At 61.6% G+C, this 25,270-nt stretch carries 36 protein-coding genes; 31 read left to right on the top strand and 5 right to left on the bottom strand.

The genetic code is table 11. The annotated features are described in order from the left end of the window. Positions 1–7 precede the first annotated feature (7 nt). Together CAER_RS0106225 and CAER_RS27685 are read left to right on the top strand one after the other, a co-directional pair. Positions 8–565, top strand: coding sequence for a hypothetical protein (locus CAER_RS0106225; RefSeq protein ID WP_027234537.1), 558 nt, complete (start codon positions 8–10; stop codon positions 563–565). 148 nt (positions 566–713) lie between these two features. Next, positions 714–1,181 carry an HIT family protein gene (locus tag CAER_RS27685; protein WP_051357745.1) on the top strand — a complete coding sequence of 156 codons (468 nt, stop codon included), beginning with the start codon at positions 714–716 and terminating at the stop codon, positions 1,179–1,181. A 33-nt stretch (positions 1,182–1,214) separates the two neighbouring features. On the opposite strand, the gene CAER_RS0106215 is transcribed toward CAER_RS27685, so the two are convergent. Beyond that, positions 1,215–2,813: a UvrD-helicase domain-containing protein gene (locus CAER_RS0106215; RefSeq protein ID WP_027234536.1), complete on the bottom strand. Its 1,599-nt coding sequence runs from the start codon at positions 2,811–2,813 to the stop codon at positions 1,215–1,217. Between the two features lie 185 nt (positions 2,814–2,998). On the opposite strand from CAER_RS0106215, the gene CAER_RS30330 reads away from it, so the two are divergent. The 3 genes from CAER_RS30330 (at position 2,999) to CAER_RS0106200 (ending at position 7,372) form a co-directional block, all read left to right on the top strand. Continuing rightward, the gene (locus CAER_RS30330) at positions 2,999–3,253 is read left to right on the top strand and encodes a hypothetical protein (protein WP_209320196.1); all 255 of its coding nucleotides are present in this window, start codon (positions 2,999–3,001) and stop codon (positions 3,251–3,253) included. A 106-nt stretch (positions 3,254–3,359) separates the two neighbouring features. Continuing rightward, positions 3,360–5,396, top strand: a complete 2,037-nt coding sequence (locus CAER_RS0106205; RefSeq protein ID WP_027234534.1) for a tail fiber domain-containing protein — start codon at positions 3,360–3,362, stop codon at positions 5,394–5,396. A gap of 332 nt (positions 5,397–5,728) precedes the next feature. Then, positions 5,729–7,372, top strand: coding sequence for a DNA topoisomerase (locus CAER_RS0106200; RefSeq protein ID WP_161631073.1), 1,644 nt, complete (start codon positions 5,729–5,731; stop codon positions 7,370–7,372). Between the two features lie 7 nt (positions 7,373–7,379). Here CAER_RS0106200 and CAER_RS27680 read toward each other — a convergent pair whose 3' ends face one another. After that, positions 7,380–7,979, bottom strand: a complete 600-nt coding sequence (locus CAER_RS27680; RefSeq protein ID WP_051357734.1) for a YcbK family protein — start codon at positions 7,977–7,979, stop codon at positions 7,380–7,382. 177 nt (positions 7,980–8,156) lie between these two features. Here CAER_RS27680 and CAER_RS0106190 point away from each other — a divergent pair, with 177 nt between their 5' ends. The 12 genes from CAER_RS0106190 (at position 8,157) to CAER_RS0106135 (ending at position 15,005) form a co-directional block, all read left to right on the top strand. Next, positions 8,157–8,408, top strand: a complete 252-nt coding sequence (locus tag CAER_RS0106190; RefSeq protein WP_027234532.1) for a hypothetical protein — start codon at positions 8,157–8,159, stop codon at positions 8,406–8,408. Positions 8,409–8,482: 74 nt separating this feature from the next. Further along, positions 8,483–8,725, top strand: a complete 243-nt coding sequence (locus tag CAER_RS0106185) for a hypothetical protein (RefSeq protein ID WP_027234531.1) — start codon at positions 8,483–8,485, stop codon at positions 8,723–8,725. Continuing rightward, positions 8,722–9,021, top strand: coding sequence for a hypothetical protein (locus CAER_RS0106180; protein WP_027234530.1), 300 nt, complete (start codon positions 8,722–8,724; stop codon positions 9,019–9,021). Before CAER_RS0106185 ends, CAER_RS0106180 begins: the two co-directional genes overlap by 4 nt. 268 nt (positions 9,022–9,289) lie before the next feature. After that, a complete protein-coding gene (locus CAER_RS30035; protein ID WP_027234529.1) occupies positions 9,290–9,748 on the top strand; it encodes a hypothetical protein in 459 nt (152 codons plus the stop codon). Between the two features lie 13 nt (positions 9,749–9,761). Next, positions 9,762–10,286 carry a thermonuclease family protein gene (locus tag CAER_RS0106170; protein ID WP_027234528.1) on the top strand — a complete coding sequence of 175 codons (525 nt, stop codon included), beginning with the start codon at positions 9,762–9,764 and terminating at the stop codon, positions 10,284–10,286. Positions 10,287–10,365: 79 nt separating this feature from the next. Beyond that, positions 10,366–11,085: a hypothetical protein gene (locus tag CAER_RS0106165; protein WP_027234527.1), complete on the top strand. Its 720-nt coding sequence runs from the start codon at positions 10,366–10,368 to the stop codon at positions 11,083–11,085. 60 nt (positions 11,086–11,145) lie between these two features. Next, entirely contained in the window at positions 11,146–11,880 is a 735-nt protein-coding gene (locus CAER_RS28860) for a hypothetical protein (protein ID WP_154667731.1), read from the top strand. Between the two features lie 61 nt (positions 11,881–11,941). Continuing rightward, complete coding sequence (locus CAER_RS0106155; protein WP_027234525.1) at positions 11,942–12,466, top strand: hypothetical protein; 525 nt, start codon at positions 11,942–11,944, stop codon at positions 12,464–12,466. A gap of 68 nt (positions 12,467–12,534) precedes the next feature. Continuing rightward, positions 12,535–13,146: a hypothetical protein gene (locus tag CAER_RS0106150; RefSeq protein ID WP_027234524.1), complete on the top strand. Its 612-nt coding sequence runs from the start codon at positions 12,535–12,537 to the stop codon at positions 13,144–13,146. Positions 13,147–13,307: 161 nt separating this feature from the next. Then, positions 13,308–13,733 carry a hypothetical protein gene (locus tag CAER_RS0106145; RefSeq protein ID WP_154667730.1) on the top strand — a complete coding sequence of 142 codons (426 nt, stop codon included), beginning with the start codon at positions 13,308–13,310 and terminating at the stop codon, positions 13,731–13,733. An 8-nt stretch (positions 13,734–13,741) separates the two neighbouring features. Beyond that, positions 13,742–14,218, top strand: a complete 477-nt coding sequence (locus CAER_RS0106140; protein ID WP_154667729.1) for a hypothetical protein — start codon at positions 13,742–13,744, stop codon at positions 14,216–14,218. 43 nt (positions 14,219–14,261) lie between these two features. Then, complete coding sequence (locus CAER_RS0106135) at positions 14,262–15,005, top strand: uracil-DNA glycosylase family protein (protein ID WP_027234521.1); 744 nt, start codon at positions 14,262–14,264, stop codon at positions 15,003–15,005. A gap of 136 nt (positions 15,006–15,141) precedes the next feature. On the opposite strand, the gene CAER_RS0106130 is transcribed toward CAER_RS0106135, so the two are convergent. Beyond that, positions 15,142–15,783 (bottom strand): hypothetical protein, encoded by a 642-nt coding sequence (locus CAER_RS0106130; RefSeq protein ID WP_027234520.1) that lies wholly within the window; start codon positions 15,781–15,783, stop codon positions 15,142–15,144. 130 nt (positions 15,784–15,913) lie between these two features. On the opposite strand from CAER_RS0106130, the gene CAER_RS0106125 reads away from it, so the two are divergent. The 10 genes from CAER_RS0106125 (at position 15,914) to CAER_RS27665 (ending at position 21,172) form a co-directional block, all read left to right on the top strand. Further along, positions 15,914–16,591 carry a hypothetical protein gene (locus tag CAER_RS0106125; RefSeq protein WP_027234519.1) on the top strand — a complete coding sequence of 226 codons (678 nt, stop codon included), beginning with the start codon at positions 15,914–15,916 and terminating at the stop codon, positions 16,589–16,591. A gap of 114 nt (positions 16,592–16,705) precedes the next feature. After that, positions 16,706–16,984: a type II toxin-antitoxin system Phd/YefM family antitoxin gene (locus CAER_RS28855; RefSeq protein WP_051357733.1), complete on the top strand. Its 279-nt coding sequence runs from the start codon at positions 16,706–16,708 to the stop codon at positions 16,982–16,984. Positions 16,985–17,062: 78 nt separating this feature from the next. Continuing rightward, positions 17,063–17,251: a hypothetical protein gene (locus tag CAER_RS0106115; protein ID WP_027234518.1), complete on the top strand. Its 189-nt coding sequence runs from the start codon at positions 17,063–17,065 to the stop codon at positions 17,249–17,251. Positions 17,252–17,304: 53 nt separating this feature from the next. Beyond that, positions 17,305–17,847 carry an HNH endonuclease gene (locus CAER_RS0106110; protein ID WP_027234517.1) on the top strand — a complete coding sequence of 181 codons (543 nt, stop codon included), beginning with the start codon at positions 17,305–17,307 and terminating at the stop codon, positions 17,845–17,847. A gap of 494 nt (positions 17,848–18,341) precedes the next feature. Further along, positions 18,342–18,659, top strand: a complete 318-nt coding sequence (locus tag CAER_RS0106105) for a hypothetical protein (RefSeq protein ID WP_027234516.1) — start codon at positions 18,342–18,344, stop codon at positions 18,657–18,659. Then, the gene (locus tag CAER_RS30325; RefSeq protein ID WP_051357732.1) at positions 18,659–19,066 is read left to right on the top strand and encodes a DUF6283 family protein; all 408 of its coding nucleotides are present in this window, start codon (positions 18,659–18,661) and stop codon (positions 19,064–19,066) included. Before CAER_RS0106105 ends, CAER_RS30325 begins: the two co-directional genes overlap by 1 nt. A gap of 15 nt (positions 19,067–19,081) precedes the next feature. Continuing rightward, positions 19,082–19,306: a hypothetical protein gene (locus CAER_RS0106095; protein WP_154667728.1), complete on the top strand. Its 225-nt coding sequence runs from the start codon at positions 19,082–19,084 to the stop codon at positions 19,304–19,306. After that, complete coding sequence (locus tag CAER_RS0106090; protein ID WP_027234513.1) at positions 19,307–19,501, top strand: hypothetical protein; 195 nt, start codon at positions 19,307–19,309, stop codon at positions 19,499–19,501. It begins immediately after the preceding gene. A gap of 83 nt (positions 19,502–19,584) precedes the next feature. Next, the gene (locus CAER_RS0106085; protein WP_027234512.1) at positions 19,585–20,892 is read left to right on the top strand and encodes a replication-associated recombination protein A; all 1,308 of its coding nucleotides are present in this window, start codon (positions 19,585–19,587) and stop codon (positions 20,890–20,892) included. 13 nt (positions 20,893–20,905) lie between these two features. Continuing rightward, a complete protein-coding gene (locus CAER_RS27665; protein WP_036796924.1) occupies positions 20,906–21,172 on the top strand; it encodes a hypothetical protein in 267 nt (88 codons plus the stop codon). Here CAER_RS27665 and CAER_RS0106075 read toward each other — a convergent pair whose 3' ends face one another. Together CAER_RS0106075 and CAER_RS0106070 are read right to left on the bottom strand one after the other, a co-directional pair. Further along, positions 21,173–21,814, bottom strand: coding sequence for a hypothetical protein (locus tag CAER_RS0106075; protein ID WP_027234511.1), 642 nt, complete (start codon positions 21,812–21,814; stop codon positions 21,173–21,175). It abuts the gene before it with no gap. Between the two features lie 12 nt (positions 21,815–21,826). Further along, positions 21,827–22,558 (bottom strand): PD-(D/E)XK nuclease family protein, encoded by a 732-nt coding sequence (locus tag CAER_RS0106070; RefSeq protein ID WP_027234510.1) that lies wholly within the window; start codon positions 22,556–22,558, stop codon positions 21,827–21,829. Between the two features lie 235 nt (positions 22,559–22,793). On the opposite strand from CAER_RS0106070, the gene CAER_RS0106065 reads away from it, so the two are divergent. The 4 genes from CAER_RS0106065 (at position 22,794) to CAER_RS0106050 (ending at position 25,266) form a co-directional block, all read left to right on the top strand. Beyond that, entirely contained in the window at positions 22,794–23,714 is a 921-nt protein-coding gene (locus tag CAER_RS0106065; protein WP_027234509.1) for a glyoxalase superfamily protein, read from the top strand. Between the two features lie 201 nt (positions 23,715–23,915). Next, positions 23,916–24,773, top strand: a complete 858-nt coding sequence (locus CAER_RS28850) for a metallophosphoesterase (RefSeq protein ID WP_027234508.1) — start codon at positions 23,916–23,918, stop codon at positions 24,771–24,773. Further along, complete coding sequence (locus CAER_RS0106055) at positions 24,770–25,021, top strand: hypothetical protein (protein WP_027234507.1); 252 nt, start codon at positions 24,770–24,772, stop codon at positions 25,019–25,021. Before CAER_RS28850 ends, CAER_RS0106055 begins: the two co-directional genes overlap by 4 nt. Beyond that, entirely contained in the window at positions 25,021–25,266 is a 246-nt protein-coding gene (locus CAER_RS0106050; RefSeq protein WP_027234506.1) for a hypothetical protein, read from the top strand. The genes CAER_RS0106055 and CAER_RS0106050 overlap by 1 nt, the downstream gene beginning before the upstream one ends. The last annotated feature ends 4 nt before the right edge of the window (positions 25,267–25,270 follow it).

Raw genomic sequence — 25,270 nt, 5'->3', positions numbered from 1 at the left:
CCCTCCAATGGTCGATCTCCTTAAGATCATCGAAAACCTTGTTGCTGCGATCTCACCGGGCGGCGGCGGCCTGACCGGCCTGCTGTATGTGCTGTCCTGGATCACGGGCATCGTGATCGTGATGATGTCCATCAAGGCGGCTTCCAAGCGCAGCGAGATGGGCCGCAACGCCGGATCCTGGGCCTCTCCGGCCTGGTCCTTCATTATCGGCGTCTGCTTTATCGCCCTGCCCGGCCTGACCTCTACGATCGCGCAAACGATCTTTGCTGAAGAGGCCCATGACGCCGCCTCCATCTTTGCCTATGCCCCGTCGACCGTGGGCTTGTTTGAGGCGGATACCGCGGGCAGATCGATGATCGTTGGCATTGTCACGGTCGTGCAGTTTGTTGGGCTGATCGGCGTCATGCGCGGCCTGATGCTCCTGCGTGATACTGCGATTGGCGGCGGGGGCGGCCCCAAGACGTTCGGTCCGGGCATGACCTTTGTCATTGCCGGCGTGCTTGCGGTCAACTTTCCTCTGGCGGTCAGCGTTATTGAGCAGCTCATCACGGCGAGCGCGCCCTGAGGCTTACCGGGCGGATCAGAGACACGGAACGGGAGTTGATGAGGGCGCTTGCGCCCTCATTTGCGTTCCAGCCCGCCTAGACGCTGCCTTGATACTCCCAGCAGATGAAGTAGCGTGGCCCTTGCATAATCTGATGGATGGGGTCCGGATGGCCGACACCTGTATCTTTTGCCGGATTGCCCGGGCGGAGCTGCCAGCACACAGGCTTTTTGAGGACGATCTCGTGCTTGCGTTTCTCGATCTTCACCCGATCCGTGAAGGTCACGCCCTGATCATCCCCAAGCAGCACCATCCCTGGTTCGATGACCTCCCGGAAGCCACCGCATTACGGATCATGTCTACAGGGCAGCGGCTTGCACGCGTGATGAAACGGGAATGGGCGGCAGAGCGTGTTGCCTTCTTCTACACCGGAATTCATGTGCCGCATGCTCATGCGCATGTTGTTCCGATGATGGACCGCCACGATGTCACATCGGCGCGGTATCTCGAGGAAGGGCTCGATAAGTTCACCCTGCCACCGAACCCGGGCGGCATAGCGCTTTCACTGACGGCAGACCGGATTCGTGCCCGGATGTCTGATCCGGACCGCCCTGCCACGCAAAAAGCCGCCCCGTAAAGGGCGGCTTCAGATCGGCTTCACGAGTCCGGTTTACTGCGGAAAGCGGATCTCCTCCCCCTCCTCAACGGTCATGGACCTGCGGCGCTCCTCGACAGCGGCCATCGGCTCATACTCATCTTCCAGATCAGGCTCCGGGAAGCAGATGCGCTCATGGCCGCGCAGGCGCAGGATCGAGCGGGTCGCGGCCACGTAAAGCGCATTCCACTCTTCGAGCGCGAGCGTCTTGTGCTTTTCGGATTGTGTGGCCGCTTTGCGGTACCGCTTGCCCATCGTCCCGACGTCTTTCCAGTCGGCGCCGAGCTGCACCGCTGGCCACTCAAGGCCCTTGGAGCGGTGGGCGGTGCAGATCATCACGGCCGCGTCGCCCTGGTCCTTGCGCTGATGGCTGGATAGCGCTTCGATCTGCGGGACCATTTCCCCCTCGACGAGGTTGACCAGTTTCATCAGGGACTGGTCCGCCTCCTCCGCTTCCATGCGCAGCTCATCCCAGGTGTCGTAATGCTTGAGATCGGCAGACTGGACCTTGTCCGGGCGGCCGTCGAACAGCGCCTGGGCGGAGCGCACGTCCTGCAGAAGCCCCTGCATGTTGTCGACATGCAGGCTCATCCCTTTGCGCATGCAGTTCAGCGCCTCGTCGATCATGCCCAGGTTTGTGCGGCACACGATTGCGATCTTGGCGCCCTCATGACCGGTGATGTTGCCGGAGCCGGCGCCGATCAGGCGTTGCTGCGGCCCGCCGTCCGGACGGGTGTTGAGAATGTGCCGGGCGATTTCTGCGATGTCTTCCCCGAAGCGGAAGGACTGGGTGAGGTACTTGGTTTCACCAGGCAGCAGGTCCAGCGCGTTCTCCGCGCCGCGCCAGGAGTAAATCTGCTGGTAAGGGTCGCCCACCGCGATGATCGGAAGTCCGGTTTTGGTGATGATCGAGCGCTGCACCGGGTTGATGTCCTGGGCTTCATCGACCATCAGGTAGCGGAAGCTCGAAAAGGCTGCCCCGCGCAGGTCGGCGTCCAGATCGAGAGCCTTGAGGTACATGTCGTGGCTCATCTCCTGCTTCTCCAGGTAATGGGACCACAGCGCCTCCGCCATATTCATCAGCGGTGTCGCCAGCCGCTGCATCGCATCCCGTGCCTGTTCGCGCTTACGGGGGTCACGGATCATGTCCGGATCGCCAAGGGAGCTGACCAGCGCCTCTTCACCATGGCTGATATCGAACTCCTCATGGGAAGAGTTGCAGAAGGCCGAAAGGGTGCGGCCGACGGCCGAGGCAATACGGTAATCGTTCCAGCCCTCGACATTCGGAATGTGGAACCGGGACATGATGCCGGTCTCGCGAATGGCGCGCGCATTGATGGTGATCGGCTTTCCGATAACATCCCGCACGGCCCCGAAAGCAAGGCTGTGCATGGTTGAGGCCGAGCACTTCGTCATGGCCAGCTTACGCTTCGCCTCATCAGCGATCGACTTGTTGAACGCGAGGTAGACACCGCGGTTCTTACGGGCGCTTGCGACGGCTTTCAGCGTCGTGGTTTTACCTGCGCCCGCGAAAGCGATCACCTTCAGGTTATCCGAAGGGCCCATTCCGGCGGAATAGTCCTGGATATCCTGTTGTTCATGGGTCAGCCGCATTTTCGGACTCCGATTATCTTTTTCACATATTCTGTGAAGCTACGGCGGGCGTGTGAAAACACAAATGCCGCAAGTGCTAGTTTATGGGGATAACAGGCGTTTCATCTAATTTTTCACGGATCCGGCAAAAAGCGGCCTGACCCCTGCCTGATCGGGTATTTAACGACGTAAACGACTGTTTTATCGTGCTTTTCATCAACTATAGCGTGCCAGATTCCCGCGTATTGCAAGGCGGAATGGCGTTCAAAGTATTTCCAGCGGGGAGTCTTGCGGACAATAAATGGTTTGGGTTTTTCGCAGACCTTTCTAATATGCGAGACAGGATATTTTTCAGCAACCCGGAGAAGGGCAATGAAACGGAAGATACAAATCTCCCTCGTGGCTTCGACGGCCCTGGCCGCTGTCCTGGCACAACCAGCGATCGCGAACGGCCGTTCTGACGGGTCTGATGTCAACTCCCTGAACAACCCGTCCTTTGACGCATACACGTCGACGAACGGCTCGGGGGATAACCTGGGGTCGCACGTCGCGACGCGGGATCTGAACATGGATGGCTATTCCATCTTCAACCTGGCCGACCCGACCAATCCGCTGGATGCGATCAGCCTCAAGTATCTGCAGGACTACGTGTCTGCCAACGGCGACAACCTTGGCAACCACACGGCCACGCAGGTCATCAATATGAACGGTTTCGGCATCTTCCAGCTGCCGGCGCCGTCAGGGCCGACGCATGCGGTGAACCGAGCCTATGTCGACACGGCTGTGGCCGGGGCAGGCGATGATCTCGGCAACCACACCGCGACCCAGAACCTGAACATGTCGAACCGGCGGATCGTCAACGTGGATGATCCGGTCAACGGCGCTGATGCGGTCAACTACAACTTCCTGCAGACCTATGTCACGGCCAACGGGGACCACCTGGGCAACCACAATGCGACCCGTGAACTGGATATGGGCGGCTTCAAGATCGAGAACCTTCTCGATCCGGTCGACAATCAGGATGCGGCCAGCAAATTCTATGTCGACACGATTGTGAAATCGACCCAGGACGACGTTGATGACCTGAAGGCGATCCGCATCGACTCTGGCACCGGTCTGACCGGCGGCGGCGATCTGACGCAAAACCGCACCATCTCCTTCGACACCGGCTGGGGTGACGGCCGTTACGCACTGCGTTCGCGCCTGGTAAACACCGGAACCGGCCTGACCGGCGGCGGCTCGCTTGCATCCAACCGCACGCTCGCGTTTGACGTGGCGTGGGGCGACAACCGCTTCGTGAACAACACCGGCAATGAGACCATCTCTGGCGCCAAGACCTTCACCGGCTCGGTGGTCGTCAACACCCCGACTGCGGGCAGCCAGGCCGCCAACAAGTCCTACGTGGACGCTGCCGCCGCAGCTGCGGTCGGCACCACGTATTCTGCCGGCTCCGGTCTGAACCTGAGCGGAACGACCTTCAGTGTTGACGGGACGGTTCTGCGCACCTCGGGCAACCAGTCGATCAGCGGCGTGAAGACCTTCACCGGCGAACTGCGCAGCTTCCGCAACAGCAACACTCCGGGCACCAACATCCGCTTCGGCCGTGATGCAGGTCAGTACGTGACCTTCCACGGCGGAAGCTCCGGCCACTTCCTGACCGGGATTTCCCCCAACGGACATAACAAGCCGCTGTATATCAGGCTGCAAAGCGGAGCAAGCGCGAAGAACTTCGTGTTCCGGCTGGACGGCACGCTGGGTGGTCTTTCGACCCCGATCAGGAGCACGGATGCGGCAAACAAGAGCTACGTCGATGCACGCGTTGCTTCCTTTTCCGCTGGCACCGGACTTTCGAAGTCGGGCAATACGTTCAGCTTCAACACCTCCTGGGGTGACGGCCGCTATGCCTACCGCAGCCGCCAGATCAACACCGGAGCGGGCCTGACCGGCGGCGGCAACCTGACCGCAAACCGGACAATCCGCCCCGCGTCCATGCTGGCCGCGCTGCAGGGGCTTTCCGGAAGCAACACTGGAATCATCGTCAAGCGCAGCGGTGACGTTGTTACCACCCGCTCCATCGGAGGCGGATCTGGTATCGACGTATCGAACGGCAACGGTGTAAACGGTAACCCGTCAATTGCCCTGTCTTCGAATCACCGCCGCAAGGGCGCCACCGACAGCAGCGCCGGTGTGATGAAGTACAGTGGCTACTCAAAGGCCAACGGTCAGTTCTATGGTGGGACCAGCAACCCGACGCGCAAAACCCGCCTGAACTACGACGGCCATCTCTACGCCACGGCGTTCTACTCGAAAGCCTACTACTACTTCTCGGACCGCAATCTGAAGAAGGACATCGAAACGGTTCAGGCGGCCGATGGCATGGAGATCGTCCGCGATCTGAACCCGGTCACCTACTCCTGGAAGGAAACCGGGCAGCAAGCCTACGGTGTGATCGCCCAGGAGATCGAGGCCGTCATGCCCACGGCGGTTCGCACCAATGCGGCCGGCACCAAGGCGGTCGACTACCTCCAGATCATCTCGCCCATGCTGGCGGCGATCCAGGAGCTGGACGAACGGGTGCAGACGCTCGAAGATGCGCTCCAGTAATTGCGCCAGACGCAAAGAGAAAGGCCCCGATCTTATCGGGGCCTTTTTTGTGCATAGGGCCGACGCCTCACGAAGAAATATCTTTGCTTTTTCGCATTCCCTCGACAGACTCTAGGGTAAAATGTGAGCGTGAAATGCAGGCCCTGATCATCATCGAAGCACACGGGAAGGCCCAGGCCTGGACCCGGATAATGGAGGCAATACGCATGCCGTCCCATGTCATTGCGACGGGCGGCCATGTTTGCCATTTCCCCAAACGGCTGCTCCCGCTTGGGATTGATATCCGTAAGGGGAAACTGCTTGATCCCGGACGGCGTCCGGATCCTGAAAAGGTGAAGAGCATTATCGATGCTGTTTCCCAAGTTCCGGAAAGCTGCCCGATTGTCATTGCGATGGACAATGATGTCGAGGGGGACGTGATCGCATATGACGTTGTCGAAATCATCCTGTCTCACTTCCCCAAGCGGGCGAGCCGCATGGTGCGGGTGCGCCCCGGGCCGATAACCCGTGAAGGCGTCAGGGCCGCCCTGGCTTCTGCGACCCGGATCTCGGGCCGTAAGATCGTGGCCGACGCGGTTCACGGGCGGGCGCGTGCGGTGACGGACCGCTGGATTGGCTCGACCTTCTCGCGCCTGGCCGGCGTTCCGGTTGGCCGGGTGCGTTCAGCCGTTCTTGGCGCCACGCTGCTGCTCAACCGGGCTCCGGCACGCCTCAAAGCGCGCCCGGAAACCGGAGAGATCACCTTTCAGGCCCGTTCCGCCATGGGCGGGCGCCCCTTCATGGCGCGGATCGCACTGACCGGGCAGGAAGACGGCAAGCGAATACGGCGGCTGATGGAGCTGGCCCGGCGTCATTCCGGTCTTCTCGTTCCCGGAACCGTACGCCCGTTGCAGTCCCTGAGCGCCGCGGTTGCCCCGCGCGTTGGCACGGTCAGGCCGTTCAACACGGCAGATGCGCTGGCCTATGCATCCCGTCATCACGGGATCAGCTCGGCGCTGGCCATGCGCGGGCTGCAGGATGCATATCAGGACGGGATCATCTCCTATCCGCGCACGGACAGCAGAACGATATCCCCGGCAAGCGCCTCGAAGGTGGTCATGCTGGGCTTCTCCTGCGGCCTCAGCGGCCTCGAAGCGGATGTGCTGGGAAATGAGGGGCGTATCACGCCTGATGGCGATGTGGTGACGGGGGATACGCATGAGGCGCTGCACCCCGTTCTGGCCCTGTCGACCCTGAACTCAGACCGGCTTCGCCAGATGATCAGGCGTCCGATCCGGCAGCCGGAGGGCGGATGGACCCGGCCAGCCATCAAGGAGCTGATGGCTGCGCTTGTATCGCGCCGCGCCTTTGAGGCGGCCCGGGAAATCCATCTGGAACCAGGAAGCTGGCGCCTGGACAATGTTGCCGGCATTGATCCTGAGGATGCGGAGCTGCTGTCTGACCTGGATTGGCAGCGGGAGGTTGGTTTCAACTACCCGTGGACCCGGAGCCTGATCACCGGCGTCCGGAGCTGGCCGATGGAATCCGTGCTTCTGGAGCTGATGGCCTCGGAAGGACTGGGACGCCCGTCGACTTATGCCGGCCATTTGCGGACTGCAACTTCCAGCGGCGAAATCGAGCAGGCGGCGTTCCCCGCGCCCCCGCGGCCTTCCCCTCAGGGGATGCGTTCCCTGCGCAAGACGCCCCGGTCCGTTTGGGATCCCGCAACCTGCCGGATGATCGAACGCGTTATGGAGAACCCGGGCAATATCGTCCGGGAAGATGCGTCCGGAACCCTGGGCGAGCGGGCCCGCCACCGGGTGTTGAGCTGGTTCGGGCGGATCCCGGAAGAAATGCGGCTTCCTCTCGAGGAGGCCTTGCGCGCGAGCCAGTCAGGCGGGAGGCGCACCGGGAACCGTCAGCAATTGCAGGCCGGCAGCGCCCATCCCGGAGAAATGAGCACCGAGCCCGCGCCGCCTTCGCCCTACAACAGCTGATCCGGGATCAGCCGAACCATACACGGGGCTTCCCGGAATCGATGTGAACGAACCGGCCGCGGTAGTGGCCGGTTCCACCGATTTCCAGCCACTGCGCATAGCGGGCCACATTCGCGACATCCCCGCCCTTCACCACAAAATCAATCGCCCGGCCTTTGAGGTGGAATGAGTTCACCGCGGCGCCGTAGCCTTCGCTGCGCAGGTAGTCGTTGGTTGCCTTGCTGCGGAACCCGGAATTCACCTGGATCTCGCCGCTCAGCCCGTCGCGCATGGCCGCGGTGCGGATCGCCGCGAGCCCCCAGTAGAGGCGGACGTCCATCTGCACGACTTCATCCTGGCGCCAGTCGCGCAGCAGGTAGTTTATTTCCCGGATGCCGGCACGGTTGTAACCGGTTGCCCCAAAGAACAGGACCTGCTTTCGCTCGCGCGTATGCGGATTGTAAAGGTCGAGCCTCGGCTCGATGAGCGGAACCAGCCGGTCGAGGCGGCTGTTGTCCCGGACAGGATCCGGGATATCAAGATCAGCACCTAAAGCCGGGATTGCGGACAGCGCACTGCAGGCCGCAGCCGCCGCAACCTTTCCGATGAATCCGCGTCTTGAGATCATTGATGCCCTCCATCAAACGTCGCACCCCAATATAACATACCTTTGTTTTTCGCATACCACCGCAAGACTGCCTGACCCCATGATTTGTGTGGATATCAGGGTTCCTTGCTGGATAATCCCTATTGTGTAATTGTTTTTCTCAAATATACTGGTGCCGCCAAAAGGGGAAATCCTACCATGCTTACATATGCGGATGCGGAAGCGTTAAAGGACAAACAGGCTATGGCGCGCATCCGCGACGCGGAAAAGAAGTCCGGCTTCAAGACCGGACTGCGCTTTTCAGATCGCGGCTGCCACCTGGTGCAGGTGTCGCTTTACCCGTCGACCAAATGGTGGATCACCGATGCGGAGCTGACCGGGAAGCCAATTGGAGAGCGCCGCCCCATGACGGCCGAAGAATTTCAGGCCACGCGCGGGCTGGCACTGTAAGGAAAGGGGAGACTGTGTCCGCAATTTTCAGAGATCTGACTGCAGACGGGCTGCAAGCATCTGCTGAACATCAAATGCGCGCCTTTACCAAATGGCTTCGGCCGGGCAAGGCGGCCTCTTACTCGGGGCTCGCGGCCGAATTGAACCGCATCTCCCCTGCCCCGGAAGGCGTGGATCATCCCTATGCGCGCGCGGCGGACAGGCTGGTTCAGAAACTGCGCAAGGCCGGGATGATCGAGCGCGTAAAAAAGGAATGGCGGCTGACGCACGACGGCGCCGCCCTTCGCGCGGAACTGCTGCATGAGGTCTCGCCATGACAATGCTGACCAGCGATCGCATCCGGGGGACGGATGATGCACGTGCCTTTCTGACAGAATGCACGCTTGCTACCGTGGAGGGACTTGCCGGAAGGGCGCGGCCTCCCAAGCATGAGCTGTCCAGACAGATCTCAATTGCACAAACCGGCATTGCCCACCTGGGCGGCATTGTTCAGCCGGGCGTCTACTGCGGTTGTCCCCGCGTTCAGGACGTCATCGAATCTGGCCTGAGCGTTGAAAACTGGATCAAGGGCAAGCAGGAAGCCTGGTCCCGGCTGACCTCAGCAAAGACTTGAAAGCGCTCAGGCCTTGCGGCCTGATCGCGCACCAGGTCCCCTCCCTTGCACCCGGAAAAGTCTCGCAGCTGCGCTTCTCCCGGCCCCATTCCGGGGCCCGGCTGCGCAATTTCCTGAAAAAACCTCCTGATCCGTTTGGGATTTTCATCGTCCCGGAGGAATATGGTTCTGAGCAGAACAGACTTCACGGAGATGGAAAGTGTATCAGCGGAAATCAGGGGATATCGCCCGGGCGCATCGCTTCCCGGTCCCACTCCCGGACCAGCTTATGACGCATCGCGAGAATGCGGTCATGCTGCGGTACGACGGAAAGTCGATTGCCGGAGCCAGCATCTTCTTTGCCGTCCTGCCGGTAGCTGACCTGGCAAAACTTCCCGGGCTTGGATTGAGCCTCAGCGAGCAGGACATCGACGGCGAGACCGCATTTTTCCGGGAAACACCGCAAGGCGTCTCCCTCTATCTCGAGGCTGACACCCACTCCGACCGGCTTCTCGGCCTGCGGGAAATGGCGCGCGCTGGCCAGGTCCACCTTCTGGATTGCCTGGGCGACCTGCGGATCATGGGCGCGCCTGACAATCTCGATGCGCCCCAGCAGGCGGCCTATGAGGAAAACGGCTTTCCCGAAGTGGATGCACGCACCGGCATCATGCTGCTGCGCGAATTGTCCGCAGAAGCTGAGAAGGCACGGGGCTGCGATGAAGATCCCTCCATATCTTCCGGTTTCTAAGCTGACACCGGGAATGGCCGCACGGCCGTCGGAGGCATTCTTTCTTCGGCCGCGCGATTACCGCGTCATTGACGGGGACACCTTCAAGGTTCTGGCGCCGCCCGCTGCGCGCGGAGAGCGCCGGGAGGAAGCCTTCCGGATCCGGTTGTATTCGGTGAACACACCGGAGAAACCAAAGCGCCGCGGATCTGATGAGACCCTCCGCAAGGCTGGCATCGATCCGCATGCCAACAGCCCGGGGCGGCAAGCCTCCTTGCTTGTCAAAGCGATCTGCAGCGGCCGCGCGCTGTTCGTGGAGCCGGTGCAGGGGGATGGCGGCAGGATTGTCGACCGCTACGGGCGCCTGCTTGCGAATGTCAGCATTTCCGGCGCTCCCGGACTGAACTTCAACACGGAGCGGGCATATGCCCTTGGACCGTATCTGGTTCGCCGGGGCTATGCGCACCCGATGCGCGGCAAGGAGCTGCCCCCGGATGTTCCCTATGCCATCTGGCAACTGAACCGGTCGCAGAAAGACAGCTATGAATTCACACCCTGAGGTCCGGGCGGATTGCTAGACTTCGTTTTTTCGCATATCATCACGAGCTGAGCTGAACTGGAAAAATCAGGATTTTCACATGCCCCTCTTCTCAGTCCGCGCTTTGGCAGCGCTCGCCCTAACGGTTGCAGCCCCCGCGGTTGAGGCGGCGGAGTCTTCGCCCCCCGAAGGTTTGGCTGAGATCCTCGATCAGATGCCCGGCGCGGATCAGATCACCGACATCACCTATTTCGACATGTCCAGCAATGGCCGATCAGAAGCTCTCGTCTATCTGGGCGGCCTGTGCGACCAGGGTGCCTGCGAATGGAAGCTCTTCGCTGAGGGCGAAAGCGGCTGGCGCGCAGTGGGCGGAGGGATGGCTCAGTCTGCTTCCTTCGAGCCCACAGTGGACACGGGCGCCGTGGTCAATGCGGATGGCATCACCTGGGCCTATAGCGGCGGTCCATCGATGTACATGTGGGGCGACCTGCTCGAGGGCTTGCGTCCGTCAGCGGCCAGTGATGATGAATACCGCCTGGTGGGATCGACATCCCAATACCAGGAGACGTCCAGGCTTCGCCTCGACAAGTATGAGCTGGATCTGAATGGCGACAGTCATCCGGAACGGATCTTCCTGATCGGCGGGCTGCATTACAAGGTGGGCATGTGGGGCACGCCCTACCTGATCTACGACCAGAATGACGACCTGATCCTGTCCGGCGTATCGACAGACAGCCCGCGGATCTTCCAGGGCGCATATGGCTCCTCCGTTGTGGTCAATGTGGTGCCGGCGGGTCTTCAGGTTGCCGAAATCAAATGAGGAAGTGAGGGCGCAGCTATGCGAAATTCAATAATTCTTTCGATTCCTGCAGCTGCGTTGGTGCTGACGGCCGCTCTGAATCCGGCCTTCACCCCAAAGGCCGCATATGCCGGCGCGGACTCGGCGACGGCAGGCAGCGGCGAGTGCGGCCCTTCGAACAACTACGGAGAGGCGGTGCTTGGCTTTGAGGGCGGCGGCGATCAGTATGCCACCAACCCCGGCAGCACGGCGACCGGCTCCTACCAGTTCCTGTTCGGCACCTTGGTTGACCTGGGCTACATTGAGCCGGGGCAGGCAAAGCCGCCCAATGGCGCCGGAAACTGGGAAGGCGTCGTCTGGACCGGGAAGGGCGGCGTCTACAGCCGCGATCAGTTCATGTCGAGCACCGAAGCGCAGGATCAGGCGCTGTCCGACTTCACCAACAAGAACCTCTCCCACATCAAGAAGACTTACCAGTCCGGACAGATGGTCGATGGCATTCCGATGACGGATGGCGGCGCCGCACTGGCCTCGCACATGCTGGGCAGCGGCGGCTTCCAGAAATGGGCTGAGTCCGGGTTCTCCCCTTCCGGCCTCGATCCGGATATCGCCGCGGCCCATGGCTGGACCCCGGAAGAATATCAGAAGCATCTGATGGAACGCGTTGCGGCTGGCGGCTGCTATGACCCGGCCAACATCGACAGTGCCGGCTCCGGCGAGCTGCAGCAGGATCTCCCGGAGATTTTCCTGATGCCTTGGGAGCCCAACTACATGGTCCCGGCTATCCTTCCCGGAATGCTGCCAAACGCCACCTGACCAGACGGCCCCGCAAGCTCTGCGCGGGCCGCATGCCGAAATTTCCAGAAGGTAATTCACCATGACAAAAGAGAAGCCGACAAAAGCCCCCCTGCTGTCCCGGGTGGGGCAGTGGGGCAAGAACAGGTTCCGCAAGCCGGAACTCATTGCCCAGTCGCGCCGCAATGTGAGCTCAGCAACCGCGGCGGCCTTGGGCGCCATGAAGCCGGCCGCATTTGACAGGTCCGAATTCATGAAGGGCTATCACGGGCGCTATCCGGACGGGGGGCGTGCGCGCTTTGCGGAAGTCGTTTCAGACTCCAAGCTTTCTGAGGCGCATATCAGGGGCATGGCCATCCAGCACTTCCGGATTGCGCTCGCCTTTGCGGCCGCATCAGTCGCATCGATCGGCTTTGGGCTGTACACCCTGATCGTCGGCACCGGCCTGCTTTCCTTGCTAAGCGGCGTCAGCCTCGGCGCGGTGTTCTTTCTGTTCCTTGCCCTGGCAATCCGCCATGACTTCTCGTCCTGGCAGATCAATGCGCGCCGTTTCGGGGGGCTGTCGGAATACCTGGACGCACGTTTCGGGAGCAATGGCAAGCCCTAGCGGCAAACCTAGCTTCGTTTTTTCGCAGATGTGCCCGATCATCCACATGAGCAGCCAAGGAGGAGCTCATGAGCGGAATCGGGAATACGCAAGTCTCTGAGACACAAGACTTCAAGGAGCGGGCGGCAGAGGTTGCCCGTAAGGGTTCGGATGTCAAAGCCGCATCGCTGCTGCTTGCGATTTGCCGCCAGGTCCGCCGTGAGTGCCTGGCGCAAGCGCCCGGCGTACCGGACTTGTCGCGTCATCGCGGCCAGGTTCCGGAAAGCGCCCTGGTCTACGAATACCTCCCTGAACTCGTGGCCCGGGTCTACACCCGCAACGGCTTGCAAATGATGCGCACATCCGATGAGCGGGCCGCGCCCTCCATGGACCATTTCTCCGATGATGACCTTCGCATCGCCATTGGTGAGGCGCTGCAGCACTCCCGCTTTCCGGACATCTCCGACCGGCTGGGCGCAGTGCAATCCGGAAGCAAGATCTGCACGGAGCTTCTGGGGGCCAGCCTGGCATCCGGGAACATCGCCGAGATTCTGACAAGCCGCTTCATCCCCGCATTCGGCCCGGATCACCCTGCCGCGCAGCGTGATGTCCTGGAGCTTGATCGCACCAAAGCGCTTCGCAAAGCTGTTTGTGCTGAGCAGGACTTTCAGGACGAGCCCGTTTTCTCTCCGGAGCTTTAATCCACCTCATATTCGGAGTTGCAGTCCAGATGCCCCCTCCCCGACACCCTCGCATCATATCCAAGGCAGGCGCTGCTTTGCGGCAGCTGCCGCGCCTGGGGAGCACGCCGGCAGAAGCCGACGCCGGACTGCTCCAGCTACCCTTTGCGGGGCGTTGCGTGATGCTCAAGGGGCCGATCACCCAGTGCGAAAGCTATGCGCAGCCCGGCATGCGGGCGCGGGTGTGCAAGCTGCGGTCTTGCGGCAGCGAAGGCGCTGTCGCGGTGACGCTCGACTTCTCGGAGTTCGAGGCCCACAACCGCAGCCTGGAGACGGTCGCCTGGGATGATGATCAGCTGATCGTTCGCCTGACGGCCCGGGAGGCGGAGGAATACCAGCCCGTGGAGGACTACTTCCTTCCCGGAGCCGATGTTCTGATGGAATACATGGCGCCTCTGAATGAAGAGGCAGCCCTGGGCCTGTACCGCAGCTTCCTGGAGGAAGGGCGTCCGCGGGAAGACTACATCGCCTGGCTGGAAGAGCAGCTTGTGCTGGCACGCCCGGATCTTCTTGAGGCGCCCCGCGGCCCGTCTGAGCCGGATCCATAGGGGCGCAGATGGCAAGCCTGATCCTGTGGCATGGCTCTAAAGAGCCAATATGCTCATTCCGGCCTGAAAAGACCGTTGATCGCGGTTTCCACTGCGGCTCAAGAGAGCAGGCGGAGATGCGCAACGCTGCCGTATTGCACAAGGTCGAGCTTGGTATCTCAAACGTTCGGCGCAGCCGGGACCGGGGCGGGGATTGGGCCCGCCGTATTGCGGATGCCCGGCGCCGCGGCTTTTCAGCAATCGTCTACCTGAACCGCTGGGAGGGCATCCCTGCTGAGCGCATCGAGCAACTTTCCCGAACCGGTCAGCTGGACCAGCTGGACAGGCTTGGCGACCGGGCCTTCAAGCGCTTGGTTCCGGAAGCGCAGGACAGCTACATCGCCCTGAGTCCGGACACCGTTCGTATTCTTGAAACCATCGTCCGGGATCGCGAGCCGGATTTTCCGCATGTTGGAGAAAATACGGAATTGCCTTTCCCGGATTGATTGATACTTTGCTCCTTATTTTCGCATAATCAAGGAGCTTCACATGACGACAGCCCAGCATGGGCCCATCGCCTGCCGGAATTGCTGGAAGGATTGCGACGGGTCCGTCCGCCATCTGCATGAGGGAAAATGGCAGCTGGTCAATGACCCGGGCTATTGGGGCGCCCCGGATCCCAAGGTTCTCATTCTTGGCATGACAAAGGGCACAACCCAGATGCAGTTCATGCAGGATGCGCATGAGTCCGGGTACTTTGATGCGGTCGCGTTTTCCGGGTTCCGCCCCCGGCTGCTTCAGGCACTGCAGGCAATCGGCCTGATGCAAGACGTGGAGGACATCTCCCCCTTCCTGACTGCCGCCAGCACAGATTACGGGTTTGCGTCCATCGTGCGCTGCTCGCTGACAGCGCGGGACAAGGAAGGCATCTACCGCGGCAACTCGGCTCCGGTTATCCGGGGGATGAAGAGCCCGGAGGGGCAGGCTGTCATGGCCCGCTGCATCGAAACCCATTTGTCCCGGCTCTCGAACAGAACGCGCCTGGTGGTGCTGCTCGGCAATGACACCAACTATTTTGCCGCGGTAAAGGGCGCCATGCTGAAGGCCTTCAATGACTATCAGCCGCTTCCGGGTCTTGGCCAGGTTGCGTTCCGGGCTGGCGGCAGGCTGTTCGTCCATGTCGGGCACCCGTCTCCGCTCAACGGGCACTTCAAGAGCTTCCTGGAGGGCGACGCGTCGTCCGGACAGGGGCTGAAGCGCGAACAGGCCAAATCAGGCGTGGAGCTTGCCTGAATAAAAGAGGAGGATCCTCGCGGTCCCCCTCTGCAGCATCCTATGATGTGGAAGCGAATGGCTTTTCAGCCGTAGCAGCCCAAGCTGTACCCGAAGCCTACCTGCTCGCTTGATTTTTCGCAATAGCGATCAACGGCTACCCTTCGATCATGTTCACGTTCAGGCAGAGGAGCCGGGCAGCATTCATCAGAATGTCGACCTGCGTATTGTCGCTGATTGCCTCCCACCCCTCCTGTCCGCCCTTGAGGTGTCCGACATGGCGGCGCAGCGCGCGCTCGCATGCCTCCTGGAGCGGCGCCTTCTCAGCAGCTTCCAGCCCGGCCGGGATCTCCTTTCCGACCACGGAAATGATTTCCTCCGGAACACCGAAGGCGAATTCACCAACCTCAAAGCGCCTGATCTTCTGCGCGGTCCCCTCCCGCAGCGCCCGTTTATGATCGAGGATCATGACCATGGCCGCGATCAGCAGGCCATAGCCCGCCTCTTGCGCCTCCGCGGGGGTTTCATGCGCGCCCGGCGCGCCGATGAGGTCTGGCATGCCCCGTGGGGTATCCCGGAGTTTCAGGGCGGAGATGTAACGCCCCTCGCCATCCTGGACGACCAGGACGGCATCAAGGTTCCGGGTTTTCAGACCGGAGTGAAAGCGCAGCCCATCACGTGCGGATTCAGCAGCCTCACCATGTTCGATCAGCCCGTGCGCCGCAGCAGCGGCGTTGTCGCGCAGAGCCTTCAGCCGCTTGCGTCCGGCATAGAGTTCAGCTTTCCCGATGACGATCATATTTCAATCCCTTTGCTCCAGCCTATGACTGGCCAATAAAACGCAACCCGGACGCCCGGGTTAATTTGCGAAACTCTATTTGTGCTTTCGTTTTTTCGCAAGTATTCTGATGCCGCATGAAGGAGGCCACATGAGCGCGACAGGCAGCCCAATTTCTCAAATCCCGGAACTTCCGGACGACCTCTCGGACACCATCCTCCTGGATGGGGATGATGTTGTCTTCGACTACATCCCGACCTTCGGTCGCTGGTTCGAGCGAACCTACGGAGTAGCAACTCTTGCGCCGGCGCCTACCGGCTATAATCTGGAAGGCTTTCTCCCGGCTGATTACCTGCACTTGGTGCCTGAGCTCATCACAGAATTCAACAGCTGCCCTGAGTGGTTCGGCCATCTTCCCCCAACTCCGGGCTCAGTTGAGTTCGTGCGAATGGCCAAAGCCGCAGGCTTCAGGCTCCGGATGCTCACGGCCTGCTCGACAAGCGCCGGCGTGCGGTCTGCGAGAACAGAAAACGCTGCGCGCATCTTCGGTGATGATGCCTTTGATGAGATCATCTTCTTCGATCTGGGGGCATCAAAGCTCGATGAGCTGCGCAAACAGCCACGGTCGCTCTGGGTGGATGATCTTCCGAAGCATGTGCGTTCCGGATACCAGGCAGGCCACTACGGGGTGGTTGTGACAGCAAGCCACAACCGCTCGCAGCGGGACCTCCGGGAGCACCAGGACTTGCCGTGGATCAGCAGCCTGGCCGACCTTGTTCCCGCCCTGAAAGCGCGCCAACCGGCCGGGTTCAGCTATTCACCGGCATGACGTGCCGGATCTGTTTTCCACAATTTTCCGTGCCGTTTCATGCACCTCACATATCCCGGCCCCAAAGCCGGGGCTATACTTCGACCAACTAGATTTCGCCAGGAGAGCACTATCATGACCCAGGTCACCTCTGCAGAGTTCCAGAAGAACTTCGGCACGTACAAACGCGTCGCCCTGAATGAGCCGGTGGAGATTACCATCCACGGGAAAGCAACCCTCGTGGTTCTGTCGAACGAGCGCTATCAGCAGCTGCTTGCGGGCATCGGCCAGGACGCGCAGCCCGCACCGGAAGCAAGCGCAGAGCCGAGCCTCGAAGATCAACTTTCCGCCCTGGAGCGTATCGCCAATGAGCCGGCGGGCGTCCAGTTCCAGGATGATCCGGTCAAAAGCTGAATGAAATGCGAAAATATCTTTGCGTTTTTCAATTCGCAAGGTATGAATGATCATCTGATCCAGCAAGGCAAATCCTGAATGACACGCACCGCCTCATATTCCAGCACGATCCAACGCGCTTCCGGCGCCGCTGGCTGCTCGCTGCTGCGCATGGCGATGCCCGTCTTTGACCGGGATCCGGCCTTTGCATGGAATGGCCATTTGATTGAGGGGCGCAAAGCCCGCACCGGCCGCAAACCGTCAACCCCAACCAGCACCAGCCCGTAGATCCGCCCCTTTCTGTTCTGGCGGATCACAACCCGAACAGAAAGGAGCATCTCATGAACCGGAACCTGGACGCGCTGGTCCTGAACGCTGATTTTCGGCCGGTTACATCCTTCCCGCTGTCTACCCTGAGCTTTGAGAAAACCGCCAAGGCGGTTTTCCTGGGCCGTGTTACCGTGGTCGAAGAGTACGATGTCGAGCTCAGGAGCAGCAACTCCGTCTACCGGCCCGCCTCTGTCGTTGCGCTGAAGACCTACGCAAAGACGCCCCGGGCCGTGCCTTTCACGCGGATGAATATCTTTCTTCGCGATGAATTCCGCTGCCAGTATTGCGGCTGCGAGTTCAGTTCCAAGGACCTGACCTTCGATCACGTGGTTCCGCGCAAAGACGGCGGCCTGACGTCCTGGGAGAACATCGCGAGCGCGTGCGGCCCCTGCAATTCCAGCAAGGGCCATCGGCAGGATATCAGGCCGATCAGGATGCCGAAGGAGCCGACGACGCGGGAGATGGTCAAGCTGCGCAGGCTGAAGCCTGAGAACTTTCACCGCAGCTGGCACGACTACCTTTACTGGTCCGGGGTGCTGGAGCGGGATGACTGATCCTTGGGGCGGCGGGTGACGCCGTCGCCCCCCCCTGGATGCCGCTAATGCGCATGGACAGCACAAAAGGCTCTGCTTCAAGCGAAATGGCGCCTGCCGGTCGAACCGGGGCGCCGTGGTGTACGTCTGGCAGAATATGAGATGAAAGAGGGGGTGCGGCGGCCCTCAGGGAGGAGGAGAGGACCGCCGCGTATTTCCAGAGCTCAGAGGGAGGAGATAGAGCTCCAGGAAACTGGTTGGCACCTTTGCGGCGCCGTTATGTTCAGTATCGCCCAATTTTGCAGACGGGCGCAATTCCCGTATCGGAAGATCTGCTATGCGCCGGACGCATGCCCAGGCAGAGACCAGCCCGGAATCCCGGGTGAAAGAGCCGCGCAGGGAATTTGCGAATTTCCTTGCTGTTCAGGCCGGGTCAACATATAGTTTTTCGCAATAGGGCGATCGTCACAGATTGCCCCATCCGATTGGAAAAAAGCCGTTCCCGGAGCAGAGATTTGAGCCAACCTCCCCAAGACGTCGTTGCGGACAGGATTTCCCGGAAGACCGCCGCTGAGCCCGGCCGCCCCTATGAGGAGGCGCCGCGCGATGGCCGGCCCATCCTGATCCTGGATACTAACCAGGCAGGCAGGCGGCATTCGACCTCCGTGTTCTATTACCGCTACAGCGACGCGGATCGCGCGCAGCACGGGATCAGCGAAGATGGCCTTTGGTGCTACACGGATGATCTCCTGAATGACGCGGCGCCGATGGGGCCGGAGACCCCGTTCAGGTGGATTCCCGACCCCTTCACTGACGTGTCCGGACATTCCTGATGGAACCCGGAATGATCGCGCCGCCGCCCGTCCCTTGCGGCTCCTGCCCTTATCGGAAGGATGTTCCTTCCGGTATCTGGGCGGCCGAAGAATACCTGAAGCTTCCGGCTTATGATGCCGAAACCGGACAACAGCCGCCTGCCCTCTTCATGTGCCATCAGCGCGATGGCTGCCTCTGCGGCGGCTGGCTGGCGGCTCATGATCGCGATCACCTGCTGGCGCTGCGCTTCCACGGGCGTAACCTGGATCCCGGCGTCTGGGATTATGAGCCGGGTGTCGACGTGTTCGGGTCCGGGGCTGAAGCGGCGGAGCACGGCCTGTCCGGGATCACTGATCCGGGGCCGGAGGCGCGGCGGAAGATCGATGGGCTCCTGAAGCTGCGGGCCCGCGATGAGACAGTTAAATAGGGAATGGAGACCTCGATGACCTTGAATCTGGAGCGGTTGGACAAGGATATTCAGCGGATCAATCGCGGCGAGAATGTCGTTGGCCTTGCCATGCGTTTGACCAATGATCGCTGGGGAGCCTTCAATACGGAGGGAGCGAGTTTGACGGCTCTCACCTTCCCCAATCCCAGAGGAGTCCTCTGCTGGTTCCAAGAGCAGGAAGCGAGTTCTGCGCCAGTCGATACTAAGGAGAAAATCTGAATGAAAAAATCTGCAATGAAGCCGGAGAGCGAGGAGGCTATCCGCAAGCGCGTCACCGAGGATCTGCGCCGCGCCGCCAAGACGCTGTCCGAGATCGGAGATCATGGGACCGCCGCCCAGATCCGCCCGATCGTCGACCGCATGGCGCAGCGCCGGGCAGTAACGCGCGCGCAGAAGGGCCGCCAGGAGGCTTGATGCATCCGGTATTTGCCGGTAGAAGCATTTGCGAAAATCACTAAGGCCAGCGATGCGGGCCGCCCTCCCCTACAGGATCGAGAATGTCTGATTTGTTCGACGCAGCGGCCCCTCAGGGCCACACCCCTCTGGCCGCGGCATTGCGGCCGGAAACGCTCGATGACATCATCGGCCAGAGCCACATCGTGGCGCCGGGCTCGCTGCTGCGCCGGCGCATTGCCGCGGGGGCGCTTGGCAGCGTTCTGCTGTACGGGCCTCCGGGCATCGGAAAAACCACGATCGCCAGGGCGGTGGGCAACATGCTCGGCAAAGCCTTCTGCCCTCTGCATGCCACCCAGGCCAAGGTGGCTGATATCCGCAAGCTCGCCGATGAGGCACGCATTCGGCCCCTCCTGATCTTCGTGGATGAGATCCACCGCTTCTCTTCGACCCAGCTCGATGACCTGCTGGCCATCACCGAGCATGGTACCGCGGACTTCATGGGTGCCACCACCGGCAACCCCTACCACACGCTGACCCCGGCGCTCGTTTCCCGATCGACCATCCTCCAGCTGGAGCCGATGACCATCGATGAGATGGTGCGGGTCGTGGACCGCGGAATTGATCATCTGCGCGGCACCGGGATCGATGTTCAGATGAGCCCGGAGCACCGGCGCCTGGTTGCCGGCCGCTCGGGCGGCGATGCGCGCCGCGCTCTCACCGCGCTGGAAAGCCTGTGCCTTGGCCATGGCGGCGGGCCGGTCAGGGTGACGGACGCCATGATCGAAGAGGTCTATGCGGCGGCACCGGTCAATCACGACCGGTCAGGGGACCAGCATTACGATGTGGTCTCCGCCTTCGTGAAATCCATGCGGGGATCTGATCCGGACGCGACCCTCTATTACCTGGCCCGGCTGATCCATACCGGAGAGGATCCGCGCTATATCGCGCGGCGCATCATGATCCACGCTTCTGAGGACGTGGGCCTGGCCGACAACACGGCGCTGCAGACCGCGGTCGCGGCCGCAACCGCGGTGGAGAAGATCGGCTACCCGGAAGCGCAGATCGTTCTGGCCCATGCGGCCCTGCATGTGGCCCGGGCACCCAAGTCGAACTCAGCGCACCGCGGCATTGCGCTCGCGATGCAGCTGGTCACGAGCGAAGCGCCCCAGCCGGTTCCCAAGCACCTGCGCGACACCCATTACAAAGGTGCCGAGGCGCTCGGGAATGTCGGCTACCGGTTCCCGCATGCGGACCCCCGCGGCTGGGTCGAGCAGGACTATGTTCCGGGACTGCAACCCGGAAGCCTTTACCAGAGCGACGCCCGCGAAGCCGGGAATTTCGAGAAGCGGGCCGACGACTACTGGCGCGCCGTGACCGGCAAGGATCAGACCAAGACCTTCGGGAGCTGATGGAGAGAGTATCGTGGGACAGAAGAAACAGCGCACCAATATCAACCTGCCTGAGCGGTCCTTCAAGCGGATCGAGACTCTGAAAGAGATGACGGACGCCTCCAGCACAACCGAAGTCGTGAAAGCCGCGCTGCATCTCTACGAGACCATGGCGCTGCAGATCGCCGGCGGCGCAGAAGTCTCTCTGCGCAAGCCGGATGGGACCTCTACCCGCCTGGAGCTTATGATCGATCTGCCGCGGCCGCCCGCGGCAGATGGCGCCGGTACCGGCCCGGCCTGATCAGCCCTTCCTGCCGCCAGCCGCGCGGGGCGACTTGCGCTTATCATCCTTGCGGATCTTGGCCGCCAGCCGGTCGAAGAGCGCGCGCGTCTCAAAAACCAGATCCAACGCCTCTTCCAGGGGCGCCAGCGCCTCCGAGAAGTCCTCCTCCTCAAAGGCCATCGCCAGAGCTTCGCGGGAGAACTCGACCGGCAGCGTAAGCTTGCCCTCCGGATCCCAATGGAAGCCCCTTGAGGCGAATTCAGCCATGAGCTCAGGGTTGCTTTTGAGAACGCGCTTCAGGGGCCCTCGTGAGAGGGTGTTGGATGATGGCTCCAGATGCACGCCCAAGCCGGCAGCTCCAGCGAAATATGCCAACCAGGTTGCGGCCTCCCCCGTCATGTCCATCTCGACGAAGAGGTCGTAGTTGCCATCAGGATCACCTTCCGAAATCCATTCCGGCGAGGACAGCCAGAAGTTATCCTCGACGGTTTCAACGGCATCTCCGTTCCAGCCGAACGTATCCCTCTTCCGCTTCAGAATATCCCCGATCTCCTGGCCAATGAGGCGGTCCATCGTTTCCGAGGCATAGCTCATTGCGCTCTCGAGCAGATCGATATTGCGCACGATCGCCGCGCCGATGTCATTGTCTTGCTGGGTCATGTCGATCGCCTCCTATAGGTCTGCAACGAAATCGCCGAAACGGGCGATATACTGTTCGATGAAACTCCTGCCGCGCTCCGGCTTGCCCGCGGTTTCGCGGGCGGCCGCGGCCAGATCTTTCCATGTGGTGGAGCTGACGCCATCCCGGGTCAGCGTGTATGGCGCCAGGAGAACCAGGCTGGCGCGGCGGCCCATATGCCTGCCCCTGGCCTCGAGCGCTTCCGTGTAGCGCTCCAGCTGCATCGGCCCCAGCCCGGCATCGATCTTGACCTCGATGCCAATGAGGTGATTGCGGGTCTCGATCATCAGATCAATACGGTCGGCCAGCTCACCAAGCGGATTCACCTCATTGCGCAGCCGGTACCCGGACTGCAGCTCCTCGAGCCAAGCTATTCCGGGGATCGCGCGGTAGAGATAGAGCGCCAGAAAGCTCCGGGAAACGCTGCCGCCGAAGTCTTCCTGCCAGAGCCCCGCGAGCGCCGCAGTGACCCGGACCTCGTTCCGGCCCAACCCGGCCAGGGCCCAGGGGTTGAGCAGCCCGCCCCGGGCCTTGGTATCCTCCACCGGGCCGCGCAGCTCTGCGAAAGCGCGTTGGAGTTCGGTTGCGGATGGGGCCTTGGGCTTCTCCTTGGAAGCCCGCGCCCGCAGCGGCGCCAGCTCGCGAAATAGCGCGGTCAGATCTTCTGCGGTGAATGTCGACAAGGGGAACCTGCACAGTAATGCGATGATCAAATCTGCGCCCATCTAGCGGCACAAGTCTTGCCGCATCAAGGATAAGTTGTGCGCCCCTGCAGTATTGGCAGCCCGCGCAAATTTGCGAATTTTTGATTGCGGCTAAGAATTGCCCGGCCTATAGTGCTCCCAAGGGTTCCGGCCCGACCTCGTCCACACTGGTAAATCCGGACTTAGACTTCGCAGCCCGCACTCCTGGGCCCGCGGCAACGGACGATCCGCAAATCTGCCCGACCTGGAGATCGCGATGCTGATCCTGAACGACCTTGCGGCCGCACTTGGCCGTCACTCCGACCATGTCCCCTCCGGCAAACTGAACGCTGTGGTATCGGCCCTTCCGGCCGCATCCGCTCTGCGCGCCGAGGTCTTCAGCGCTGATGACATCAAGCGCGGCGCCCATGAACTGGGTGCAGCTCTTGCCGCCGCCGGCGCTCCGTTGAAGCACGGCCGGACCCTGAAGCTTGTCTCCGGCCTCTACGGCTTCCGGAGCTGGAATGCCGCCTTGGGCGCGCTGGGGTGTGAGGCGGATATCTCCGTCCCGGATGTCCTGCCTTGGGAGAAGGACCGGCTGGGCTTCTGCTCGCCGCGCCAGCTCCATGGCGCCCTGCCCCGTCTCGCCGCCGCGGCCCAGGTCGGCGCGAATCCTGAGCCGCGCGTCATCCGCTCCGTATCGGAGGAATTCCAGGCGGGCCAACGCTTTGGCGGCACACTCATCTCGGGATGGGAAGAGAGGCCCGCAGCCAGCATCGCGCGTCACCTCGGTGCTGGCACCGGCTACGCATCCTATCGCAGCAAGAGCCCGTATTTGGACGCAATGAGCAGCGATCCGAATGTGATTATCTTCGACCGGCCGGACCCTCTGGACTCGCAGGTGATGATCCGGATCTCCAGCGCCGCCTTTGCCGGCCATCATGTCCTGATCGCCACCGACAGGCCCGGAGATTACGAGCATGTGCAGCGCGCAATTACCGCGTCTTCGCGCGAAATTACCCGGAAGGTCGAGGCGGCGTTGCGAGATCCCCGCCCCGGCGTCCCGCTTGATGTCGCCATGGAACGGATCCGCAAGGTAATCGACAAGCCGCGCGCTCCGCGGCCGCCGCGCAGCGCGCGCAGCTTCCTCGAGGAGTTCCTGGAGGATGAAGCCGCCGGATACACGGACGCCCCGTAGGCGGATCGCAGGAGTGGCCGACCATTCCTGCAGCGTCCCGCCTCGCGTTTGGCGGGACGCATGTCGCCCATTAAGATAACCTCATTGCGATGAGAATTCCGGTTGCTGAAATGAGTATGCGAAAATATAATTCTTGAGGTAACCAGAGGAGCCGCTCCGCGGGACCTGCAGAACCCGTACCGCGCCCAAGGAGTGCGCCCGATGCATTTTGATGATGAGACCACAGCCTGGAAGGCGTTTGAGAACGGAACCCGGACAGATGAGCATCTGTTCGTTATCCCGGACATTCACGGTCGCGCCGACCTCCTGGAGCACATGCTGGCCCTGATCGCGCGGGTTCCGGGAAACGGGCGTCCGCGCACCATTGCATTCCTGGGCGACCTTATTGACCGCGGGCCGGAAAGCTTCCGCGCCATTCAGCTGGCGCTGGATGCGAAAAAACAATGCGACAAGCGGATCAAACTTCCCGGAAACCATGAGGGGATGCTGCTGGATGGTCTGGATCTCCCGCTAGAAACCACCGCCTTCAACCATTGGTTCGATTGCGGCGGCAGCAGCATGGTGGCGGAGCTGCCTGGGCACATGACGGCCTCCCAAGAGGAAATCCGTGAACAGCTTCGTCAAGCTCTTCCGGCTGGCTATCTGGACTTCCTGCGCACCGCACCCGGCCACTATAAGTCCGGGGATCTCCTGCTGCTGCATGGAGGCCTTCGCCCGCCGGTGGGTCCTGACCCGGAAGGTGAGCGGGAGCGCTTTCTGGCCCAGCCCCTGGCCAGCGCTCCGCGGGTCCACTGGGCCTGCCTGCGCCGTGAGTTCCTTCTGTGGAAGGGAGGCTGGGATAAGGCCCGCCGGGAAATCGTTGTCCACGGGCACACGGTGATGTGCGAAAATGGGATCGAGTCCGGGAAGGAAGCCGCGGACCTTGCGGATCATGTCTCCACGCACGCCCGGATCAGCCTGGATATGGGAACCGGTTACCTGCCCCAGCTCCTGGCCCTGGAGGCCGCAGGCGGCGCGTACCGCTTTCACTATGTTCGCAAGGAGGAATATCTGCCATGAGCGAAATTTCGGATCAGGTTCTCGAAGAGCTCCAGGAAGAGCTGGAGGGAACATGCACGAGCCTGACCGGGCTCATTGAACGCCACGGTCTCGACGTCAGCGAAGACGATCTGGAAGATCGTCTGCTGGACGGCGCCCATGCTGTTGAGCGTTGCGGCGGCTGCGAGTGGTGGTTCCGCTGCGGAGACCTGGAATTCGTCGAAGAGCGCAACGCGGGCTTCTGCGCCTCCTGCGACGAGGACTTGTGATGAGTTTGGCGAACGGCGGCCATGTCAGCCTGTCTGCGGAGCAGATGGAATTGCTGCCAAGCCTGGTGTCGCTCGCCATGATTGGCGCCCACGTCATTCGGCGAAAATCCGATCTGTCGCGCACTGAAGAATTTGCGGTGATTGCTCCTTTCCTGCCGCTCGTGAAAGATCAGGTGACCGTCCCGGCCGGGACTGCGCCTGCGCCCCTGACACCCGCAGCCCTGAAGCTGCCTGACGCGGGATGAAACA

This window comes from Leisingera caerulea DSM 24564 (assembly GCF_000473325.1).
Lineage (GTDB): Bacteria > Pseudomonadota > Alphaproteobacteria > Rhodobacterales > Rhodobacteraceae > Leisingera > Leisingera caerulea.
This window is presented reverse-complemented; position numbering and strand designations above follow the sequence as displayed.

Excerpts from the sequence above, each read along its gene's own strand:
- CAER_RS0106225 (WP_027234537.1), top strand. The coding sequence starts at position 8 with ATGGTCGATCTCCTTAAGATCATCGAAAACCTTGTTGCTGCGATCTCA.
- CAER_RS27685 (WP_051357745.1), top strand. The coding sequence starts at position 714 with ATGGCCGACACCTGTATCTTTTGCCGGATTGCCCGGGCGGAGCTGCCA.
- CAER_RS0106215 (WP_027234536.1), bottom strand. The coding sequence starts at position 2,813 with ATGCGGCTGACCCATGAACAACAGGATATCCAGGACTATTCCGCCGGA.
- CAER_RS0106205 (WP_027234534.1), top strand. The coding sequence starts at position 3,360 with ATGGATGGCTATTCCATCTTCAACCTGGCCGACCCGACCAATCCGCTG.
- CAER_RS27680 (WP_051357734.1), bottom strand. The coding sequence starts at position 7,979 with ATGATCTCAAGACGCGGATTCATCGGAAAGGTTGCGGCGGCTGCGGCC.
- CAER_RS0106190 (WP_027234532.1), top strand. The coding sequence starts at position 8,157 with ATGCTTACATATGCGGATGCGGAAGCGTTAAAGGACAAACAGGCTATG.
- CAER_RS0106185 (WP_027234531.1), top strand. The coding sequence starts at position 8,483 with ATGCGCGCCTTTACCAAATGGCTTCGGCCGGGCAAGGCGGCCTCTTAC.
- CAER_RS0106180 (WP_027234530.1), top strand. The coding sequence starts at position 8,722 with ATGACAATGCTGACCAGCGATCGCATCCGGGGGACGGATGATGCACGT.
- CAER_RS30035 (WP_027234529.1), top strand. The coding sequence starts at position 9,290 with ATGACGCATCGCGAGAATGCGGTCATGCTGCGGTACGACGGAAAGTCG.
- CAER_RS0106170 (WP_027234528.1), top strand. The coding sequence starts at position 9,762 with ATGGCCGCACGGCCGTCGGAGGCATTCTTTCTTCGGCCGCGCGATTAC.
- CAER_RS0106165 (WP_027234527.1), top strand. The coding sequence starts at position 10,366 with ATGCCCCTCTTCTCAGTCCGCGCTTTGGCAGCGCTCGCCCTAACGGTT.
- CAER_RS0106155 (WP_027234525.1), top strand. The coding sequence starts at position 11,942 with ATGACAAAAGAGAAGCCGACAAAAGCCCCCCTGCTGTCCCGGGTGGGG.
- CAER_RS0106150 (WP_027234524.1), top strand. The coding sequence starts at position 12,535 with ATGAGCGGAATCGGGAATACGCAAGTCTCTGAGACACAAGACTTCAAG.
- CAER_RS0106145 (WP_154667730.1), top strand. The coding sequence starts at position 13,308 with ATGCTCAAGGGGCCGATCACCCAGTGCGAAAGCTATGCGCAGCCCGGC.
- CAER_RS0106140 (WP_154667729.1), top strand. The coding sequence starts at position 13,742 with ATGGCAAGCCTGATCCTGTGGCATGGCTCTAAAGAGCCAATATGCTCA.
- CAER_RS0106135 (WP_027234521.1), top strand. The coding sequence starts at position 14,262 with ATGACGACAGCCCAGCATGGGCCCATCGCCTGCCGGAATTGCTGGAAG.
- CAER_RS0106130 (WP_027234520.1), bottom strand. The coding sequence starts at position 15,783 with ATGATCGTCATCGGGAAAGCTGAACTCTATGCCGGACGCAAGCGGCTG.
- CAER_RS0106125 (WP_027234519.1), top strand. The coding sequence starts at position 15,914 with ATGAGCGCGACAGGCAGCCCAATTTCTCAAATCCCGGAACTTCCGGAC.
- CAER_RS28855 (WP_051357733.1), top strand. The coding sequence starts at position 16,706 with ATGACCCAGGTCACCTCTGCAGAGTTCCAGAAGAACTTCGGCACGTAC.
- CAER_RS0106115 (WP_027234518.1), top strand. The coding sequence starts at position 17,063 with ATGACACGCACCGCCTCATATTCCAGCACGATCCAACGCGCTTCCGGC.
- CAER_RS0106110 (WP_027234517.1), top strand. The coding sequence starts at position 17,305 with ATGAACCGGAACCTGGACGCGCTGGTCCTGAACGCTGATTTTCGGCCG.
- CAER_RS30325 (WP_051357732.1), top strand. The coding sequence starts at position 18,659 with ATGGAACCCGGAATGATCGCGCCGCCGCCCGTCCCTTGCGGCTCCTGC.
- CAER_RS0106095 (WP_154667728.1), top strand. The coding sequence starts at position 19,082 with ATGACCTTGAATCTGGAGCGGTTGGACAAGGATATTCAGCGGATCAAT.
- CAER_RS0106090 (WP_027234513.1), top strand. The coding sequence starts at position 19,307 with ATGAAAAAATCTGCAATGAAGCCGGAGAGCGAGGAGGCTATCCGCAAG.
- CAER_RS0106085 (WP_027234512.1), top strand. The coding sequence starts at position 19,585 with ATGTCTGATTTGTTCGACGCAGCGGCCCCTCAGGGCCACACCCCTCTG.
- CAER_RS0106075 (WP_027234511.1), bottom strand. The coding sequence starts at position 21,814 with ATGACCCAGCAAGACAATGACATCGGCGCGGCGATCGTGCGCAATATC.
- CAER_RS0106070 (WP_027234510.1), bottom strand. The coding sequence starts at position 22,558 with ATGGGCGCAGATTTGATCATCGCATTACTGTGCAGGTTCCCCTTGTCG.
- CAER_RS0106065 (WP_027234509.1), top strand. The coding sequence starts at position 22,794 with ATGCTGATCCTGAACGACCTTGCGGCCGCACTTGGCCGTCACTCCGAC.
- CAER_RS28850 (WP_027234508.1), top strand. The coding sequence starts at position 23,916 with ATGCATTTTGATGATGAGACCACAGCCTGGAAGGCGTTTGAGAACGGA.
- CAER_RS0106055 (WP_027234507.1), top strand. The coding sequence starts at position 24,770 with ATGAGCGAAATTTCGGATCAGGTTCTCGAAGAGCTCCAGGAAGAGCTG.
- CAER_RS0106050 (WP_027234506.1), top strand. The coding sequence starts at position 25,021 with ATGAGTTTGGCGAACGGCGGCCATGTCAGCCTGTCTGCGGAGCAGATG.